This is a genomic window from Pseudomonas sp. BF-R-24 (assembly GCF_019947335.1).
GTDB classification, from domain to species: domain Bacteria; phylum Pseudomonadota; class Gammaproteobacteria; order Pseudomonadales; family Pseudomonadaceae; genus Aquipseudomonas; species Aquipseudomonas jessenii.
In genome coordinates, this window is record NZ_JAGYGG010000014.1 from 1 (window position 1) to 18,234 (window position 18,234).

The window sequence follows — 18,234 nt, forward strand, 5'->3', positions numbered from 1 at the left end:
AGTCGACATTGATGTTGGATGACCCTGCGCCTTCGCGAGCAAGCCCGCTCCCACATTTGCTTTGTGTTGTTCACCGAATCGGCTGAAGGGGTCAGAATCTTCAGCCGTTTTCATCAGCGCAAAAGCCGTTATCAACCGGGTTTTTCCCACCTCGAAACAGACAATGAGCCTCTCTCGACCCTCATTGAGTCTGTGCCCATGCAAACCACCAATACGGTTTTAATGATTCGCCCGACACGTTTCTCCTTCAATCAGGACACGGCGGCGAACAACCGCTTCCAGCGTCCGGCAACCATTGCTGAAGACGTTCAACTCAAGGCCCTTGCCGAGTTCGATGGCTATGTTGCCGCGTTGCGTCGGCACGGCGTTGAAGTCCTGGTGCATAACGATCGAGAAGCGCCCCATACCCCGGACTCGATCTTCCCCAACAACTGGTGGAGCAGCCACCCGGATGGCACCCTGGTGCTGTATCCGATGCAGGGCCACAACCGGCGACTGGAGCGGGACAAAGGTGTACTCGACGGGCTGCTGGGCGAATACCGGGTCGAGCAGTTGCTAGACCTGTCCAGCCTCGAAGAGCAGGAGGTTTTCCTGGAGGGCACCGGCAGCATGGTCCTGGATCGGCAACAGCGGATTTGCTACGCCGGGTATTCCACACGCACCCACGCCCAGGCCCTGGATCAGTTGGTCACCCATTTGGGCTATGAACTCTGTGCGTTCAACGCGGTGGATCGCCAGGGCGTGGCGATTTATCACACCAATGTGATGATGAGTGTCGGCACCCGCCTGGCGGTGGCTTGCCTGGCGTCCTTGCCCCATTCGGGCGAACGTGCGGCGCTGCGTGAACGGCTCGAAACCAGCGGCAAACAGGTCATCGCCTTGAACTGGGCGCAGTTGGAGTCCTTTGCCGGCAACATGCTGGAAGTGCACAGCGCAGCGGGCGAGCCACTGCTGGTGATGTCGCGCACAGCCTGGCAATCACTGGACGCCAATCAGCGTCGCTTGATCGAAGCTCACACCACGCCGTTGCCGGTGAACATCGACACCATCGAGCGCATCGGTGGCGGCAGCGCGCGCTGCATGCTGGCCGAGGTGTTCCTGCCCAGGCAGGGTGGCAGCGCTTGCCTTGCAACCATCGGCGGCTTGGATCGCTGACCGAAAAAGATCACAACTGGCGGCAGCCCCTGTATGTCCGCATTCATCTCATTTGTCGAGATGAGCACGGCGAATGCAGCTGCCGCCGGCTGCGATTTCGCAGCCGAGGCGCTAATCAAACCAATAACCGCAGCGTTTCAAACAATTGCCGATCTTCCTTCTTCGCCGAACGTGCATGGCGCCGAATCACCTGCAACAGGCAATCGGTGAAGCACAGCGCAGGGTTGCTCAGCGCTCCATTGCGGCGTGTCACGATGCCCAGATGTCTGGGCTCGAACTGCTCGGCCAGGTCCAGGGACACCACTCGGCCGAGGAAGGGTGGGGCAATACTGACGATGGACGGCCCCCAGGTGCACATGTCGGCCTGCTCGACCATCATCTGCAGGATCGCCAGTGAGTGGGCGCGAACGATACGGTTTTCATTGATTTGTGCGCCATGTTGCCAGAACAGCTCCTGCATCAGCCCGTCGTGTCCGTCGGGTGCGTAGTTCAGCGTCCAGTTTTCCTCCAGCAGTTCATGGATCGATCGAGCGCTCTGCCGGGCATGGCCCTGGCGCACCAACACCGAGGTCTGGTAATCGAGCAGCGTTTCGCAGGCGAACTCCTGGGTTGATTGCGCAGGGTGAAGCTGGCCGATCGCAAAATCCATGCTGCCGTCGCGCAATAGCGGCTGGGCCACGGCCATCAGGCTTTCGAACAACTCCAGGCGGATTTGCGGCATGCGCTCACGAAAGGCCAGGACCACTTCGGGCAGGAAGGTCAGGGCTATCCAGGGCGTGATCCCTACACAGAGCCGCCCCTGAGCCTTGCCACGCATGTGATCGAGTTCGGTTTGCGCATGTTCGAGTTGCTTGATCACGAGGCGGGCGTGAGTCAGCAATACTTTTCCGTATTCGGTGAAGTTCAGACCGCTGGGCGTTCGGGTGAACAGCGGTAACTGCTGAGCGGTTTCCAATTCGCGCAGCGCTTTGGTCACGGCCGCCTGGGAAATCTCCAGTGAACGCGCCGCCGCCCGGATACTGCCGGTTTCAGCGCTGGCAATCAGTGCTTGTAATTGATGCAGTTTCATCTGCTCACCCTAGTGACAACTTGTGGTTGTCATCATAACCAAACTGGGCCTCCCCAGCCCAGACTCCGTTCCCTAAGATCCAGCTCAGCGACCGCTCAGGTCTTTTCGAGGGAATACAATAATGAACGCCGGCCATGTCTTGCCTGGTATTGCAGCGATGCAGGATGAAATGATCGCGTTGCGTCACAGCCTTCACGCACATCCCGAACTGGGTTTTGAAGAGTTCGCTACCAGCGAGCGGGTGGCCGCATGTTTGATTCAGTGGGGTTTCCAGGTCAGCACCGGTGTCGGCAAGACCGGCGTCGTCGGCACCTTGAAAAATGGTGAGGGCCGGTCCATCGGTCTGCGCGCCGACATGGACGCACTGCCGATTCAGGAGACCACCGGTTTACCCTACGCCAGCCGGATCGACGGCGTCATGCATGCTTGCGGCCATGACGGTCATACGGCCACCCTGTTGACGGCCGCCAGGCACCTGGCGCAGACCCGGGCGTTCAAGGGTACTTTGCAACTGATTTTCCAACCGGCCGAAGAAGGGCTGGGCGGCGCCAGGAAAATGCTGGAAGAAGGCCTGCTCGAACGGTTCCCCTGTGACGCGATCTTCGCCATGCATAACGTGCCGGGGTACCCCGCCGGACACCTGGGTTTTTACAGCGGACCGTTCATGGCGTCTGCCGACACCGTGACGATCAACATCATCGGTAACGGCGGCCATGGCGCGGTGCCGCACAAAGCCGTCGATCCGGTGGTGGTTTGCTCGTCGATCGTGATCGCATTGCAAAGCATCGTCTCGCGCAACGTCAACCCGCAGGACGTGGCGATCATCACGGTGGGTTCCATTCATGCCGGAAGTGCCTCGAATGTCATCCCGTCCAGCGCACAGATGAGCCTGAGCGTGCGCGCATTGACCCCCGAGATTCGCCAGTTGCTCGAAGTCAGAATCACCGAGTTAGTCAACGGTCAGGCCGCCAGTTTCGGTGCCCGGGCCGAAATCGATTATCAGCATTGTCATCCCGTGTTGATCAACCATCCCGAGTCCACCGCGTTTGCCCGGGAGGTCGCACGGGAGTGGCTGGGGGAAGGGCAACTGATCGATAACCTGCGGCCCTTTACTGCCAGTGAAGACTTCGCCTTCATCCTGGAGAAATGCCCCGGCAGCTATCTGGTGATCGGCAACGGCGACGGGGAGAGCGGGTGCCTGCTGCACAACCCTGGCTATGACTTCAATGATGCCTGCCTGCCGATCGGGGCGAGTTACTGGGTCAAGCTGGTCGAACGTTTTCTGAGTTGAGACGCCGTATTGCCGAGCGTCAGTCTGTACAAAGAACGTCTGCGGTCTGAAGAGGAAAATAACAATGAACAAGATGATTGCTGCTGTTTCACTGGTTTGCTTGACGGCATCCAGCCTGGTCGGCGCGGCCGACTGGTCTGGCAAAGTCTTGAGACTGGGGGTCGACCCTACGTACCCGCCGCTGGAATACAAAAATCAGGACGGCACCCTGACTGGCTTCGGGGTCGACATCGCCGAAGCACTGTGCGCAGAACTGAAAGCCCGTTGTGTCTGGGTAGAAAGCAGCTGGGACGGGATGATCCCGGCGCTGCTGGCGCGCAAGTTCGACGCAGTGGCGTCGTCGATGACCGTGACGCCCAAGCGTCTCGAGCAGATTGCGTTTACCGACAAGGTCTCCAATGCGCCGGCACGGCTGGTGGTCAAGCGCGGGTCGGGCCTGTTGCCGACCTTTGAATCGCTCAAGGGCAAACGCATTGGTGTGGAGCAGGGCTCGACCCAGGAAGCGTATGCCAAAGCCGTCTGGGGGAAGAAAGGAGTGGAGGTGTTGTCCTATCAGAATCAGGACCAGGTGTACGCCGACCTGGTGGTGGGCCGACTTGATGCCTCCCTGCAGGGTGCTATTCAAGCCAGTTACGGCTTCCTGGGCACTGCGCCGGGCAAGGATTTTGAGTTTGCCGGCGCGACCCTGGATGACCCGCACTTTTTCGGCGTCGGTGATGGCATCGGCTTGCGCAAGAGCGATGTCGAGTTGCGCGAAGACTTGAACAAGGCACTGGCGACCATTCTGGCCAACGGCACTTACGCGCGAATCAACAAAAAGTACTTCGATTTCGACGTCTACGGCGCGAAATAACGCCCCCTCACAAGGTTGGGCAGGGTGGTCGACCAGACCGCTCTGCTTGAGCCACCCCTTCACCTCAACCTAATAAGAACAAGGAGAGTGAAATGCTTCTGGAAGGCTTTGGCCCGCAAATCCTGCTGGGCACTCTGGCCACAATCAAACTGGCGCTGTGGTCATTGTTGATCGCGGTCCTGGCGGGCCTGCTTGGCGCCAGTTCCAAATTGTCCTCCAACCGTTTACTGCGGGCTCTGGCCACGGGTTACACCACGGTGATCCGCAGCATGCCGGACCTTGTGATCATGTTGCTGCTGTTCTTCAGTCTGCAGATGCTGCTCAACCGAATGACCGATTGGCTGGGGGTCAGTCAGATCGACATCGACCCGTTTCTGGCCGGTGTCGTGACCTTGTCCTTCATTTACGGGGCGTACTTTACCGAGACGTTTCGCGGTGCCTTCCAGGCCGTTCCGGCTGGCCAGCTCGAAGCGGCACGGGCCTACGGCATGAGTCGGGGGAAAACCTTTCGCAAGGTGTTGTTCCCGCAAATGCTGCGACATGCGTTGCCGGGTATTGGCAATAACTGGCAGGTGTTGATCAAGTCCACGGCGCTGGTCTCGATTATCGGCCTGACCGATGTGGTCAAGGCCACCCAGGATGCGGGCAAGGGTTCGATGCAGTTCTTTTATTTCACGCTGGTGGGCGGCCTGATCTACCTGGCTATCACCACGGTGTCAAACGGGGTGTTGCTGTGGCTTGAACACCGTTATTCGGTGGGTGTCAGGAAGGTTGCGCCATGACCAGCATTTTCGAAGACTACTGGCAGGCCTACCTGTGGAGTGATGGACCGCATTTTTCCGGGTTGGCAGTGACCTTGTGGCTGTTGATTCTATCGGTGGTGATCGGTTTCCTGCTCGCGGTGCCGTTGTCGATTGCCCGCGTCAGCCGCAATCCGCTGCTCCGTTTACCGGTCTGGTGTTACACCTATGTGTTTCGCGGTACCCCGTTGTACATCCAGCTGCTGTTCTTCTACACCGGGGTGTACAGCCTGCACGTGGTTCGGTCACAGGACTTTCTCAATGCATTTTTCCGCGACGGCTTCAACTGCACGGTGCTTGCGTTCGGCCTCAATACCTGTGCCTACATGACCGAGATTTTTGCCGGCTCGATCAGGGCGACGCCCTACGGCGAAATCGAGGCTGCCCGCGCCTATGGAATGAGTCGGTTCACGCTCTATCGCCGAATTGTCTTGCCGTCGGCGTTGCGCCGGGCACTGCCGTTTTTCAGCAATGAAGTGATTCTGATGTTGCACTCCACCTCGGTGGCGTTTACCGCCACGGTGCCCGATTTATTGAAAATTGCCCGCGACGTCAACTCGGCGACCTACGCCTCGTTCAGCGCATTCGGCATTGCCGGGGTGCTGTATGCCGCCAGCGCGTTTTTCCTGATCTGGCTGTTTCGGCGCGGCGAACTGCGTTGGCTGGCCTACCTTAACCCTCGCACGCACTGAACCACACCCTGAATCATCGGACTTGCACGCATGTATAAATTGATCGTTGAAGATGTCCATAAAAACTACGGCAGCCACGAAGTGCTCAAGGGTGTTTCGCTCAAGGCCAGAGCGGGTGATGTGATCAGCATCATCGGCTCCTCCGGGTCCGGGAAAAGTACCTTCCTGCGCTGTATCAACCATCTGGAACAACCGTCGGCGGGGCGGATCATCATCAATTCGCAGGAGCTACTGACCCGCAAGAACAAAAGTGGCGACTTGTGTGCGGTCGATCCCCGGCAGTTGCAGGTTGTGCGCAGCCAGCTATCGATGGTGTTTCAGCACTTCAATCTGTGGAGCCACATGACGGTGCTGGAAAACCTCATTGAGTGCCCGATGAGCGTGCTGGGCATCGGTCGACGGGAAGCCCTGGAGCGTGCGCGTCATTACCTCGCCAAAGTAGGTCTGCCAGCCAAGATTGAAAGCCAGTATCCGGTCCATCTTTCCGGCGGCCAGCAGCAGCGCGTTGCTATCGCCCGCGCACTGGCCATGGAGCCCCAGGTGATGCTGTTCGATGAGCCGACCTCCGCGCTGGATCCCGAACTGGTGGGTGAAGTGCTCAAAGTCATGCAGCAGCTTGCCGAAGAGGGCCGGACAATGGTGGTGGTCACCCATGAAATGGCGTTTGCCAGGCAGGTGTCGAACCACGTCATGTTCCTGCATCAGGGCCGGATGGAGGAGCAGGGGGCGCCGAGCGCTGTGCTGGAACAGCCCCGTAGCGAGCGGTTGAAACAGTTTTTGTCGGGTAGTCTGAAGTAACCTGTCGCGCCCAGTGTGCGAGAAGTGGTTTTTTTGGGATGTCGGGGCCGCGGTCCGATGAAGAAACCGCGGCGGCCGATCAATCAGGCGGCGGGGAGCAGGCCTTTCTGTTTGGCGACATGAGTCGCCAGTGCGTCCATCAAGTCCGGGGACAGGCAGTCATAGGGCTCCAGGCCGATCGAGCGCAGGCGCTCACGGATGGCCTTCATTTGCGCTGGCGGTGTGCCGGTTTCGATGATGGACGACACGAACGCCGCGAAGCTCGGCGCAGCCCATCCACTTTGGGGAGAGAGCTCGGTGTGGACGAAGTCCAGACCATAAAATGCATGGTCTTTGTTCTCGATGCGCCCGAAGAGATGGGTGTGGCACTGCTTGCAGGCGTGCCGCTGAATGGTGGCGGTTTCGTCGACAATTGCCAGTTTTTCACCGTGGGCAGTGACGCTGACCTTATCCCGAGGTACTACGGCAATGACGGCGAATGTCGCGTTTTGCGGTTTCCAGCATTTGCTGCAGCCGCACGCGTGGTTATGCAGGGTTTGTGCGTCGATCTTGACCTCGACCTTGTCGGTCGCACACAGGCATTGCAGGGTGCCTCCTGTGAAATTCGCAGCGGCAGGCTGGAGACCATTGTCCAGTGCAGGGTGAAGTTTCAAGGTGTTCACGTTGGCTTCTCCGTTTCAGGGTGTCAGACGAAAGTGCCTTGGGCCGTGCACCTCATCGCATCCTGGACCATCTTCGGCAACTGGGTGCGACCCTCGACGCCTTTGGATTTATCGACCCGAAGATCGCCTGGGCCAAGCGACGACGGGGAGAAAGAGTGGCTGTCGCCTCCGGTATCCCAGAGAAAATCATAGTTCAAAGACGCCCTGAAAACCGGGTAGCAAGCGGTTTCTTATTGCTCGTGGATTCCCACTGATCCAGCGTCGATATTGCTTCGGACACATCGCAGGGTGAGCACGAAAACTTAATGTCTGAAGCATCGATGGCAAATCTACAAATCAGTTCGCGAGAATTCAAAGAGTTGGTTCGGAGAGCTAGAGCTGGGGACCTCAGAACTGAGGCGGGGATCTGCTTCAATACAGCATTTAACATAATATACATTACACGTAATACGATATGGCCAGATTGGCCCAGACTCACACAGATCTTGAAGCAAGGAACCACTTCATCCTCGCGTCAGCCTTTCGATCAACGCCCAATGCTCAGGAAACTGCTGACCGAGCTTTTGCCGGTCACCCATTTCCATATCTGCGAAATCAAAGCCTGGCGTAACCGCTTCACTGATCAAGCCGAATCCTGCTGCGCCGAGCATCACCTGCGAAGCTTTCCAGATGCCACCGGGCACATGCAGTTGCAAGCATTGTCCGGCGAGAACGTCGTGACCCATCACAATGGTTTTCAATGTGCCGTCCGGAAAAATCAGCGTGTACTGAATCGGATCGCCCAGATGATAGTAATGAACGATGTCTGACCGGTTCAGATGGAAATGACCTATTGGTGCGTCTTGGGTCAGCAGATAGAAAATCGACGTCATGCAATGCCGTTGGCCAGTGGACGTCAGAATCATGTCCTGGTCGTCCGACTGGTAGGTTCTGCGAAAGAAACCACCTTCGATATGGGGCTCAAGGTCCAGGGATTTGATCAGCTCTGCAATTTTCGTGGTGCTTGGATTCATTTTGTCTCCCTGCCTTTAAATCGCAACTTTATTGGCATAATCGAAGCATTTGCCAACATAACTCGACTAAATAGTGCTTTAGTCGAGTTAGCCTTCATAACTGATCCTGCCCCCTCCAGTGTCTGACCTGTTGTGTATTACAGTGTATCGGCGTGACACCTCGATACACAGACTTTCATCCGTCCTGCAATTGGACACAGGCCAGATACGTTGCCGCGCTTAAATGCAGGCAAGGTTTGAAGGGGTTCGGACGGAACCCCTGACCCACGGCTGGTAATGGAGACATCCCATGAAGATGGCACTGCGCAACAGCAAATCCGGCAAGACTCGCCGCCACCTGGTCGGCCCTTCGATCCTCGCGCTGACGCTGTTCGGCGTGCTCGGTGCGGCCCACGCGCAAACGGCCGCCACCGCGCAGCCAGCCGTGGCCCCTGCCGGTACCACCCAGGCGGCGCCCTCGCCCTTCGGCCCGCTCAAGCATGTCAACGCCGGGCTGCTGGACGTGGCGTACGCAGAAACAGGCCCGGCCAATGGGCCGGTGGTGATCCTGCTGCACGGCTGGCCGTACGACATTCATAGCTATGATGAGGTTGCGCCGTTGCTGGCCGCCAAGGGTTATCGGGTGCTGATGCCCTATGCCCGGGGTTATGGCGATACGCATTTCCTGTCCGACAAAACCCTGCGCAATGGCCAACCGGCTGCACTGGCCAGTGATGTCATCGACTTCATGGATGCCCTGAAGATCAAGCAAGCGGTGCTCGGTGGCTACGACTGGGGTGCGCGTTCGGCCGGCATTGTCTCGGCACTGTGGCCGGAACGGGTCAAGGCGCTGGTTTCGGTCAGCGGTTATCTGATCGGCAACCAGGCGGCCGGTAAGAACCCGCTGCCGCCCAAGGCGGAATTGCAGTGGTGGTATCAGTTCTACTTCGCCACTGACCGTGGTCGCGCCGGTTACGAGAAGAACACCCATGACTTCGCCAAGCTGATCTGGCAACTGGCCTCGCCGAAATGGGCGTTCGATGACGCCACCTTCGACCGCAGTGCCAAGGCGCTGGACAACCCCGACCATGTCGACATCACTGTGTTCAACTACCGCTGGCGCCTGGGCCTGGTCCAGGGCGAAAGTCGGTACGAAGCGTTGGAGCAGAAACTGGCCACGGCGCCGTCCATCAGCGTGCCGACCATCACCCTTGAAGGCGATGCCAACGGCGCACCGCACCCGGCGCCTGAAGACTATGCCAAGCGCTTCACCGGCAAATACGAGTTCCGGTTGATCAATGGTGGCATCGGCCACAATCTGCCGCAGGAAGATCCGCAGGCGTTCGCCAAGGCGGTGATTGATGCCGATCATCTTTGAGGTCGATCTGAGGCCCTCGCGCCTGTGCTGAACAGCACTGGGGTAAAGGATGAGCTATCTTGAGAGCGAATCACCTGCATTCGGTGACTGCCGACAAGTAAGGACGCTTCATGAATCGTTTACCCCGGTGCCATGCCCTCCTCGCCTTGACTTTCGCCAGTACGGTCACAGCCGCAGCCCTGTTGAGTGCACCGGGTTACGCAGCGCAAGCCACTGTTGCCGCTCCGGTCACCAGCCCTGTCTCAGGCCCTGTCGCCGGCACCAAAGTAACCGAACCGTATGTGCGCATGATGGCGCGCGAGGCGTATTTCTGGGCCTGGCCGATGGCCAACATCTTCAATCGTCGCCAGGCCTTCAAGAACTTGCCGGAACCCGGCTTGATGGGCGGCATCGTACCCGTGGCCCCGATCAATCGGCTGTCGATGCTCAGCGACTACATCGACCCGGCCGAGCGGCTGGTGGCCTGTCCGAACCAGGACGTGGTGTACGGCGCCGGCAGCATCGCCCTGGACATTGAGCCGGTGGTGCTGCAAGTGCCGGACTTCGACGGCCGATTCTGGGTGTATCAGGTGGTGGACCTGCGTTCGGACAGCTTCGCCGAAATGGGCAAAATGTATAACACCCAACCGGGTTTCTACCTGTTGGTCGGCCCGGACTGGAACGGCAAGGTGCCGCCCGGCATCAAGCGGGTGTACCGGGCGCGCACGAACACCGGGTTCGTGATCCCTCGGGTATTTCAGGACGATACCGCCGCCGATCGTCAGGCTGTGCAACCCGCATTGTCGGGCATCGACATGTACCCGCTGTCGCAATACGACGGCAAGATGAAGAAGCGCAACTGGGCCAGGCTGCCGAAATTCCCGGCCCAGGCTTCCGAAGGCAATGCCGAAACCAAGTGGGTGGTGCCGGAGAAGTTCTTCGATGAGCTGCCGGCCCTGCTCAAGGACGCCAAGCCATTGCCGGGGGAAGAAGCCCGCTACGCGCAAATGGCCGCCCTCGCGGCCATCGCCAAGGCCGACCCGCAACTTCGAGCTGCGATGATCGACGAGGCGAAAAAGGCCGACAGCGAAGTGATCGACCCGCTGTTGCAGTTCCGCAACTACGGTCTGCAATTGCCCAATCACTGGAGCACCGTGAGCAACGGTGCAGCGTTCGGCACGGACTATTTCACCCGTACCGCCGTCGCGCGTTCGAACATATTCGTGAACCAGCAGAAAGAGACCAAATACTTCTACCAGGACCTGGATGAGAACGGCCTGCGCCTCAACGGCCGGTACGGCTACAGCGTCACGTTCGCCAAAGGCAAGCTGCCACCAGTCAGGGGGTTCTGGTCGCTGACGCTGTACAACGAACAGCACTTCTTCTCGCCGAACGAGCTCAAGCGTTACTCCATCGGCACCAAGAACAAATCCCTGCAAACCAATCCTGACGGCTCGCTGACCATTTACGTGCAAAGTGAATCACCGGGCAAGGACAAGGAAAGCAACTGGCTGCCCTCGCCCAAAGGTGCCGAATTCTCGCTGTACATCCGCGCCTACTGGCCGCAAGCCGATGTCCTCGACGGTGACTGGACCCCACCGGCGGTGGTGAAAACCAAATGAACAGGATCTGAAAAAATGAGCGCCCGGGTGGCGCTCATTTCATTTTGGCGGCATGGACCCCCCCTAAACCCTGTTGGAGCGAGACTGCTCGCGATGGCGGAATGTCAGCCTGTATCAATGCTGGACGTGCCGGCTTCATCGCGAGCAAGCCCGCTCCCACAGGTTTCAGTGGCGCCCACAAATGCTTGTCACACCACAAAACAAAGGTGGGAGCGAGCTTGCTCGCGATGGTGGAGTGTCAGCCGGCATCAATGTTGGACGTGCCGGCCTCATCGCGAGCAGGTTCGCTCCCACAGGACACGATGGCTGGCTTCGCGCTCCGCCGGTTTACGCCAGACACGACTTTTGCTACGAGTAATGGATCTCACTCAAGTCGATCGACACCAGCAACGCCTCCTTGTTGACCTGCCCATCGATCTTGCGTCGATAGGCTCGCCGCTTGCCCGGCATTCGCAATCCGTCGGCTTCGACGTAGTCACCAACCAGTTGGGCAGCGGGCATGCCGCCGCTCACATCGACGTTGTAATCGTGGCGGCGCAGCAGAAAGGCATCGCCGAAATAGAAGTCCTGGATGGCACTGTGGGTTGCGATGCTGTCGGGAAAGTGCACCCGCAAATGCCGCCAGAGTTCGGCCCCCTCTTGCAGGGGCTCGATTTCCTCGCAGGTTACGCCCGGCAAGGTGAACAGGAAGGGCATGGTCAGGTAGGACCACATCGCATAGCCGTTGAAGTAGGCCCGGTGCAACGGGTCCCACGCCGTGTGTTCCCCATGGCCCTTGAAGGATGCCCGGGGCGCATGGCGCTCGGCAATCACCTTGCCCGCGGTATTCTCGATGGCGATTCGGTTCGGCGTATAGGCCGTGAATTGCTCCGGTGCGCCGAAGGGTTTCACCGAGGCTCTTTGTTCATGCAACCACGCGGTCATCTGGCGTGGCGCGCTGTCCTGGGTCAACCCTTTCATGCCCCAGAGCGAGCCGCCGGTGACGATCGTGGCGCAGACCTTATTGAAACTGTTCCAGCGCACCAGGCCGCCATGGGCGGCAAGCACCTGGTCCAGCAGTTCTCGATCCTGTGCAGACATGATTGCGTCCCCTCCTCGGCCGGCAGCGCTTGCCTCATTACCAGAATAATCGATAGCCGGCCGCTTGCAGGGCCGTGCCGATGGACAGCCCAATTGGGGTTCTAGCCACTTTGCGCACCAGACATCAAAGACAGCACACCGATTCAATATTCCCGACCCGATCTACGTAACCATGACCACCTCACTCCCCCCCGTAAGGACAGTGTCATGGCCATTGCAAAGGCAGAACCTGGCATAACCCTGCCCCTTTGGTGACCCATTGATGATCCTTTCCCTGCAAGACTTCAGGGCGCCTGTTGCCCTGTTTTTCTGCCTGCTGGCCAACCACGCACCGGCCGAGGAATCGGTGCAAGGCGCAGAAGGATTTTTCGAGGGCTCGACCCTTGGCGTGTTCAGTCGAAACTTTTATCTGAACAGCGACTATCGATCCCCCTCACCGACCGGAAAAAACTACAAAGCCGAATGGGCTCAAGGTTTTATCAGCGCTTTTGAATCCGGTTTCACGCCGGGGACAGTTGGTTTCGGTCTCGATGCCCATGCCTTTGTTGGATTGAAACTCGACGGTGGCAAAGGCCATTCCGGAACCGGTCTGCTGCCCGTGGGCAGTGACGGTCGTAGCGAAAGCAATTACTCCAGCGGTGGCGGCGCGATCAAGCTCAAGGCATCGAACACCACCCTGGCGTTTGGCGAAATGGAGGTCGAATCCCCGGTGTTCGATACCGCGGACAAACGCCTGCAGCCGGAGTACGCCACAGGTTTTCTGCTCAACAACCGCGAAATCGACGGCATGAACCTGCAAGCCGGTCACTTCACGGCATTCAAGAATCAGGACAGTGCTTCAGGCAAGGGCAACTTTTTCGGTTATGGCGCCAATACCGAGGCCGGCGGCATTTCGTTTGTCGGTGCCGATCTGTTTACCCAAAGCCCGGTTGGCGGCGCCCTGTATGCCTCGGATCTGACCGACACCTGGCATCAGTACTACGGCAACCTGCACTTTAAACAGTCCGGGATGTTCCTCGACGCCAACCTCTATCACACCAGGGACACTGGTCAGGCGCTGGCCGGTGCCATCGACAACACGGCGTACAGCCTGTCCGGTAAATACGCGCTGGGCGCCCATGGTTTCACCCTGGGCTATCAGAAAGTCGACGGTGATACGCCATTCGATTTCGTCGGTGGCGATTCCATTTACCTGGCCAACTCGATCAAGTACGCCGACTTCAACGGCGCCCACGAACGCTCCTGGCAGGTTCGTTACGACCTGGACCTGACTGCCTTCGGGATACCCGGCCTGAAGTTCATGACCCGCTACGTCACCGGCGACCAGATCGACGGCACCCATGCACCACAAGGCGGGGCCTACAACCCGTTCGACCCGGCGACCGGCGCCTACGTGCCGCAACAAGGGGATGGCGGCAAGCATTGGGAGCGGGACATTGATTTGAAGTACATCGTCCAAACGGGGGCGGCGAAGGACCTGTCGGTACAGGTGTCACACGTTTCGCATCGGGCCAATGAGGCGCAGGCGGGTGATGACATAGACCGGATATATGTAGTGATTGAGTACCCGCTGGAGTTCTGAGCAAACCACGCGGCAATGTTTGGAATGTATTCAATTGTTGGAGCGGGCTTGCCGCAAATCTGCAAATTCTGTTCGGATTGGAAGGTTTGCAATAGTGGCCAGGTTGCTCGAAACCGCACCAATAGTATGATAGCTTGCACGCAGTCGACCATCTCCGTGGAGGCCCATTCATGGGAACCGTACGAAAAACCATCACCGTGACTGACCAGCAAGACAACTGGATCAAAGCGCAGATAGAAGCGGGCCATTACACCAACGACAGCGAATACATTCGCGATCTGATCCGTCGTGAACAGGAGCGCAGCGCTGAACTCGAAACGATCCGTTCCGCCCTTCGGGAAGGTGAATCCAGCGGAAAGCCTCGCCCATTCGATCCTGTTGCATTCAAACAGAGAATGTTAACCGCGCATGGCTGAATATCGTCTGACGCCTGCCGCAGAGGGTGACCTTGAGGCAATCTGGAGTTATACCGCTCGCCAGTGGGGTCTGGATCAGGCCAATCGCTACATTGATATCCTTACCTCAGCATTTGCGCAATTGGCCGAGCACCCGAAAAAGGCGCCGGCCTGCGACGCTATCCGTCCTGGTTATCGGCGCTGTAGTGTGGAGCGGCACATGATCTATTTTCGAATCACTGCGTACGGTATTGCGATCATCAGGATCCTTCATGATCGGATGGAAGCGCAGCGCAATCTCTGACGATCCATTTTCCAACCCCCGTGTAAAAACTGGACGAATGTGTTGCTTCGACCAACTGCCATCGCGAGCAGACTCGCTCCCACAGGGGATTCGGTTGAGTCAGAACGTGTGGGGTTGATTGGCGGAAGGCAGCCGGAGTCGAACCTGCCCGGGAACGGATGCCGTCCCCAACCGGGTTTGAAGCCCGGGCGCGCCACCGGGCGCGATTGCCTTCCTTGAATTATTGCCTCTGAATCAAAGCTCATTTCGCTGGGCCAGCGCACTGTCCAGGCGAATCTGCCGACGATCGCCAAAGCGCCGGGTCAGGCCGACACGGTCAAAATACTCCAGTATCTGAATGCTGCGCTTGCGCCCCAGGCCCACCGCATCACGAAACGCCGTCACCTGAATCACCGGGTTGGCGTCCGCCAGTTGCAACAGCATAGCCGCCAATCGGCGAATCATGCTGTCGGTGTAAAACAGGTCGCGCACCACCTGGTGCATCAAGCCCAGGCGCGCCATTTTGCGTAGCAATGCGCGGACGGTGGCTTCGTCATGCCCCAGGTTGCGCACCCAGGGCGGGTCGAATCCGGCCTGTTCGAATAGCGGCTGCAATTGTAGCCACAGGGTTTCGTCCTCTTCACTCAAGCGCACCTGATGTTCGGGCAGGTGCAACCACGGGCCGCTGCTGGCGATGTCGCCGCTGGCCAACAACTCGTCGAGCAGGCTGATAAACGTTGGGCGTTCCAGCGTGCTGCCGGTGAATCGACGCAGGCGATCCCGGTCCGGCCCCATTTGATCCGGTTCGAGTTGATGGAAATGCGCAAGCTGATCCACTAAGGGCGCTTTCAACGATTCCCAGCGACTTGCACTAAACAGCAATGGGCCTTGACGGGTATCGATCAGGCGCACGTCAGCGGGCAACACCCAACTGCTGCGCGGTCGGTTGAACTGCCGCTCCAGGCGCTGCGGATCGAGTCCGGTGTCGCTGTGGGCCAGCAACGCCGGCAAAACATCTTCCAGCCCGGCACTGTTCGCCAGCGCACCCAGTTGAGCCAGACGTTCGGGGCTGCGGCGTTGCCGATCAGGGGCAAACGGGTCGAGCACCCGGCCGCCGCCCAGGGTTCGTTGGGCACTCTGGTCACGCAGGATCAGCGGATCACCCTTCACTGCATGCACCGCTGTGTTGAGCAGCAGTTGCGCAAACATCCGTCCACCGGGCGCCAGGCTGGTGCCTTCCAGCAAGGCGACGCGCCCGGTCACGTCCTGGGTGCCGAGGTGTACGTGCACCGGTTGAAAGTGTTCGAAAGCCCGGGGTTCGCCGGCCAGCAGTTGCATGTCGATGTCCAGGCGCCGGGTAGGCGCGTACAAGCTCTCGGCCAGCAACCAGTGGCCGCGATGGATGTGTTCCAGGGCCAGCCGTTCGGCACTCAGGTTCAACGCTACGCGCTGGCCGGCGAAAGCGTGGTCGGCGGCCTGGTTTTGCGCGTGCAGGCCGCGAATGCGCACCGGTTTGCCCTGTGGCCCCAACAGCAGGGTATCGCCCACCGCGACCTGGCCGGACAGTGCCGTGCCGGTCACCACGATACCGGCCCCGGCCACGCTGAAAGCCCGATCGATCGCCAGGCGAAAACCGCCTTCGGTGCTGCGCTGCTGTACTTCACGCTGGGCTTGCAGCAATTGTTGGCGCAGGGTTTCGATGCCCTCGCCGGTCACGCTCGACAGCGCAATCAGCGGCGCATCGGCATACGCTCCGGGCGCCAGCAAGGTACGGACCTGCTCACGCACGATCTGCACCCGGTCGCTGTCGACCCGGTCGCACTTACTGATCGCCACCAGTGCCCGGGGGATGCCCAGCAACTGGACAATCGCCAGGTGCTCGCGGGTCTGCGGCATCACCCCGTCATCGGCGGCCACCACCAGCAACACCAGATCGATGCCCTGCGCTCCGGCCAGCATGTTGTGGGTGAAGCGCTCATGGCCGGGAACGTCGATGAATCCGGTCAGCTGCGCATCCGCCTCCAGCTCGGCATACAGATAGCCAAGGTCGATGGTCATGCCACGCTCACGCTCTTCGCGGCGCCGGTCACCCGCCTGACCGGTCAGCGCCTGGAGCAGCGCCGTCTTGCCATGGTCGATGTGCCCTGCGGTGCCGACAATCACCCTGCCCGGCCCTCCACCTGTAATTGTTCGAGTTGCGCCAGCCATGCCGGCTCGTCGTCCAGTTGCCTCAGGTCCAGCCACAGGGCGTCATCGTCGATGCGCCCCAGGACCGCAATCGGCAAGTCGCGAAAGGCTTCTTCCAGCGTCAACAGCGAGCGTCCGCGCAAGCGCTTGGACGTCAGCGGGCGCAGACACAGCGCTGCGCTGGCCAGCCTCGCCACCGGTTGGCTGCCGCTGCCGATCATACCCAGTGCCGGCATGGCACTGACGCTCCAGCCGTCACCCAGCACTTGGGCAAGCGCCGGCCGCAAGCGCTCGGCCTGGGCGAGAATCTCGGCCTGTGGTCGAGTCAACAGGCGCAGGCTCGGCAAACGCTCGGCCAATCGGTCCGGGTTTCGGTACAAACCCAGCACCGCTTCCAGGGCGGCCAGGGTCATTTTGTCGACCCGCAGTGCTCGCTTGAGCGGATTTTTCTTGATCCTGGCGATCAGTTCCTTGCGGCCGACAATCAACCCGGCCTGTGGTCCGCCGAGCAGTTTGTCGCCACTGAAGGTGACGATGTCCGCGCCATCGAGCAGGGCCTGACGCACCGTCGGCTCTGCCGGCAAACCCCAGCGGGTCAAGTCCAGCAGACTGCCGCTGCCGAGATCTTCGAGCAATGGCAGTCCATGTTGGTGGGCAATTTGCGCCAGTTCAGCCGTCGCCACACTCGTGGTGAAGCCTTGAATGCTGTAGTTGCTTGCATGCACGCGCATGATCAAGCCGCTGCGCGGGCCGATGGCAGTCTCGTAGTCGCGGGCATGGGTGCGGTTGGTAGTGCCGACCTCAACCAGCTTCACCCCGGCGCGGGCCATGATGTCGGGAATGCGGAAGGCACCGCCGATTTCAATGAGTTCGCCCCGGGAGATAATCCCTTCCTTGCGCGCGCCCAGGCTGTTGAGGGTCAAGAGCACCGCTGCGGCATTGTTGTTGACCACGGTCACCGCTTCGGCGCCGGTCAATTCGCGGATCAAGCCTTCGATCAGGTCGTCGCGATCTCCGCGCTTGCCGCTGCGCAGGTCGAGCTCGAGGTTGAGCGGATAGCGCGCAGCCATTTGCACCGCTTCAATCGCTTCCTTGGGCAACAACGCCCGGCCGAGATTGGTGTGCAAGACCGTGCCGGTGAGGTTGAACACCCGACGCACATGGCTGCGATGCTCGGTTGCCAATCGCTCGCCGACCCTGCCCGCCAGCACGTCGGCGCTGACTTCCACAGGTTCGAGCAAACCCTGCCGTACGCCTTCGCGCAGTTCATCCAGCAATAGCCGCAAGGCACCCAGCAAGGCGTCGCGTCCATAGCGCTCGGCCAACGGCCGGCACGCCGGGTGACGCAACAAACTGTCGATGGAAGGTAGACGCAGGGGTTGGCTGGCACTGCGTGCAGACATCTGGCGCTCCTGA

At 59.6% G+C, this 18,234-nt stretch carries 17 protein-coding genes and 1 tRNA gene; 11 read left to right on the top strand and 7 right to left on the bottom strand.

Annotated features, from left to right (window positions below; all coding sequences use genetic code 11):
* Positions 1 to 198 precede the first annotated feature (198 nt).
* Positions 199 to 1,155, top strand: coding sequence for a citrulline utilization hydrolase CtlX (gene ctlX, locus KGA98_RS13325; RefSeq protein ID WP_223502516.1), 957 nt, complete (start codon positions 199 to 201; stop codon positions 1,153 to 1,155).
* Between the two features lie 115 nt (positions 1,156 to 1,270).
* Here ctlX and KGA98_RS13330 read toward each other — a convergent pair whose 3' ends face one another.
* Positions 1,271 to 2,224, bottom strand: coding sequence for a LysR family transcriptional regulator (locus tag KGA98_RS13330; RefSeq protein ID WP_223502517.1), 954 nt, complete (start codon positions 2,222 to 2,224; stop codon positions 1,271 to 1,273).
* A 121-nt stretch (positions 2,225 to 2,345) separates the two neighbouring features.
* On the opposite strand from KGA98_RS13330, the gene KGA98_RS13335 reads away from it, so the two are divergent.
* The 5 genes from KGA98_RS13335 to KGA98_RS13355 all read left to right on the top strand — a co-directional run bounded on the left by KGA98_RS13335 (position 2,346) and on the right by KGA98_RS13355 (position 6,658).
* On the top strand, positions 2,346 to 3,515 hold the full coding sequence (locus KGA98_RS13335) for a M20 aminoacylase family protein (protein WP_223502518.1): 1,170 nt from the start codon (positions 2,346 to 2,348) through the stop codon (positions 3,513 to 3,515).
* Positions 3,516 to 3,588: 73 nt separating this feature from the next.
* The gene (locus KGA98_RS13340) at positions 3,589 to 4,368 is read left to right on the top strand and encodes an ABC transporter substrate-binding protein (protein WP_371319465.1); all 780 of its coding nucleotides are present in this window, start codon (positions 3,589 to 3,591) and stop codon (positions 4,366 to 4,368) included.
* A gap of 92 nt (positions 4,369 to 4,460) precedes the next feature.
* The gene (locus KGA98_RS13345) at positions 4,461 to 5,150 is read left to right on the top strand and encodes an ABC transporter permease (protein WP_223502519.1); all 690 of its coding nucleotides are present in this window, start codon (positions 4,461 to 4,463) and stop codon (positions 5,148 to 5,150) included.
* Complete coding sequence (locus KGA98_RS13350) at positions 5,147 to 5,860, top strand: ABC transporter permease (RefSeq protein WP_150813157.1); 714 nt, start codon at positions 5,147 to 5,149, stop codon at positions 5,858 to 5,860. The genes KGA98_RS13345 and KGA98_RS13350 overlap by 4 nt, the downstream gene beginning before the upstream one ends.
* A gap of 30 nt (positions 5,861 to 5,890) precedes the next feature.
* On the top strand, positions 5,891 to 6,658 hold the full coding sequence (locus tag KGA98_RS13355) for an ABC transporter ATP-binding protein (RefSeq protein WP_223502520.1): 768 nt from the start codon (positions 5,891 to 5,893) through the stop codon (positions 6,656 to 6,658).
* Positions 6,659 to 6,741: 83 nt separating this feature from the next.
* Here the strand turns inward: KGA98_RS13355 and gfa are convergent, their stop codons facing one another.
* Both gfa and KGA98_RS13365 read right to left on the bottom strand, forming a co-directional pair.
* Positions 6,742 to 7,320 (bottom strand): S-(hydroxymethyl)glutathione synthase, encoded by a 579-nt coding sequence (gene gfa, locus KGA98_RS13360; RefSeq protein ID WP_223502521.1) that lies wholly within the window; start codon positions 7,318 to 7,320, stop codon positions 6,742 to 6,744.
* A 503-nt stretch (positions 7,321 to 7,823) separates the two neighbouring features.
* Positions 7,824 to 8,333 carry a cupin domain-containing protein gene (locus tag KGA98_RS13365; protein WP_223502522.1) on the bottom strand — a complete coding sequence of 170 codons (510 nt, stop codon included), beginning with the start codon at positions 8,331 to 8,333 and terminating at the stop codon, positions 7,824 to 7,826.
* Positions 8,334 to 8,622: 289 nt separating this feature from the next.
* Between KGA98_RS13365 and KGA98_RS13370 the strand changes: the two genes are divergently transcribed.
* The gene (locus KGA98_RS13370) at positions 8,623 to 9,690 is read left to right on the top strand and encodes an alpha/beta fold hydrolase (RefSeq protein WP_090455232.1); all 1,068 of its coding nucleotides are present in this window, start codon (positions 8,623 to 8,625) and stop codon (positions 9,688 to 9,690) included.
* Positions 9,691 to 9,800: 110 nt separating this feature from the next.
* The gene (locus tag KGA98_RS13375; RefSeq protein ID WP_223502523.1) at positions 9,801 to 11,291 is read left to right on the top strand and encodes a DUF1254 domain-containing protein; all 1,491 of its coding nucleotides are present in this window, start codon (positions 9,801 to 9,803) and stop codon (positions 11,289 to 11,291) included.
* Between the two features lie 348 nt (positions 11,292 to 11,639).
* Here KGA98_RS13375 and KGA98_RS13380 read toward each other — a convergent pair whose 3' ends face one another.
* Positions 11,640 to 12,371: a hypothetical protein gene (locus KGA98_RS13380; RefSeq protein WP_223502524.1), complete on the bottom strand. Its 732-nt coding sequence runs from the start codon at positions 12,369 to 12,371 to the stop codon at positions 11,640 to 11,642.
* Between the two features lie 262 nt (positions 12,372 to 12,633).
* On the opposite strand from KGA98_RS13380, the gene KGA98_RS13385 reads away from it, so the two are divergent.
* The 3 genes from KGA98_RS13385 (at position 12,634) to KGA98_RS13395 (ending at position 14,652) form a co-directional block, all read left to right on the top strand.
* The gene (locus KGA98_RS13385; protein ID WP_223502525.1) at positions 12,634 to 13,953 is read left to right on the top strand and encodes an OprD family porin; all 1,320 of its coding nucleotides are present in this window, start codon (positions 12,634 to 12,636) and stop codon (positions 13,951 to 13,953) included.
* Positions 13,954 to 14,123: 170 nt separating this feature from the next.
* A complete protein-coding gene (locus tag KGA98_RS13390; protein WP_102670266.1) occupies positions 14,124 to 14,369 on the top strand; it encodes a type II toxin-antitoxin system ParD family antitoxin in 246 nt (81 codons plus the stop codon).
* The gene (locus KGA98_RS13395) at positions 14,362 to 14,652 is read left to right on the top strand and encodes a type II toxin-antitoxin system RelE/ParE family toxin (protein ID WP_102670267.1); all 291 of its coding nucleotides are present in this window, start codon (positions 14,362 to 14,364) and stop codon (positions 14,650 to 14,652) included. Before KGA98_RS13390 ends, KGA98_RS13395 begins: the two co-directional genes overlap by 8 nt.
* A 119-nt stretch (positions 14,653 to 14,771) precedes the next feature.
* Here KGA98_RS13395 and KGA98_RS13400 read toward each other — a convergent pair.
* From KGA98_RS13400 to selA, 3 genes are all read right to left on the bottom strand, one after another.
* Positions 14,772 to 14,867, bottom strand: a tRNA-Sec gene (locus KGA98_RS13400).
* 19 nt (positions 14,868 to 14,886) lie between these two features.
* Positions 14,887 to 16,794, bottom strand: a complete 1,908-nt coding sequence (gene selB / locus KGA98_RS13405; RefSeq protein ID WP_223502526.1) for a selenocysteine-specific translation elongation factor — start codon at positions 16,792 to 16,794, stop codon at positions 14,887 to 14,889.
* Positions 16,791 to 18,221 (bottom strand): L-seryl-tRNA(Sec) selenium transferase, encoded by a 1,431-nt coding sequence (gene selA, locus KGA98_RS13410; RefSeq protein WP_223502527.1) that lies wholly within the window; start codon positions 18,219 to 18,221, stop codon positions 16,791 to 16,793. The genes selB and selA overlap by 4 nt, the downstream gene beginning before the upstream one ends.
* Positions 18,222 to 18,234: the final 13 nt, after the last annotated feature.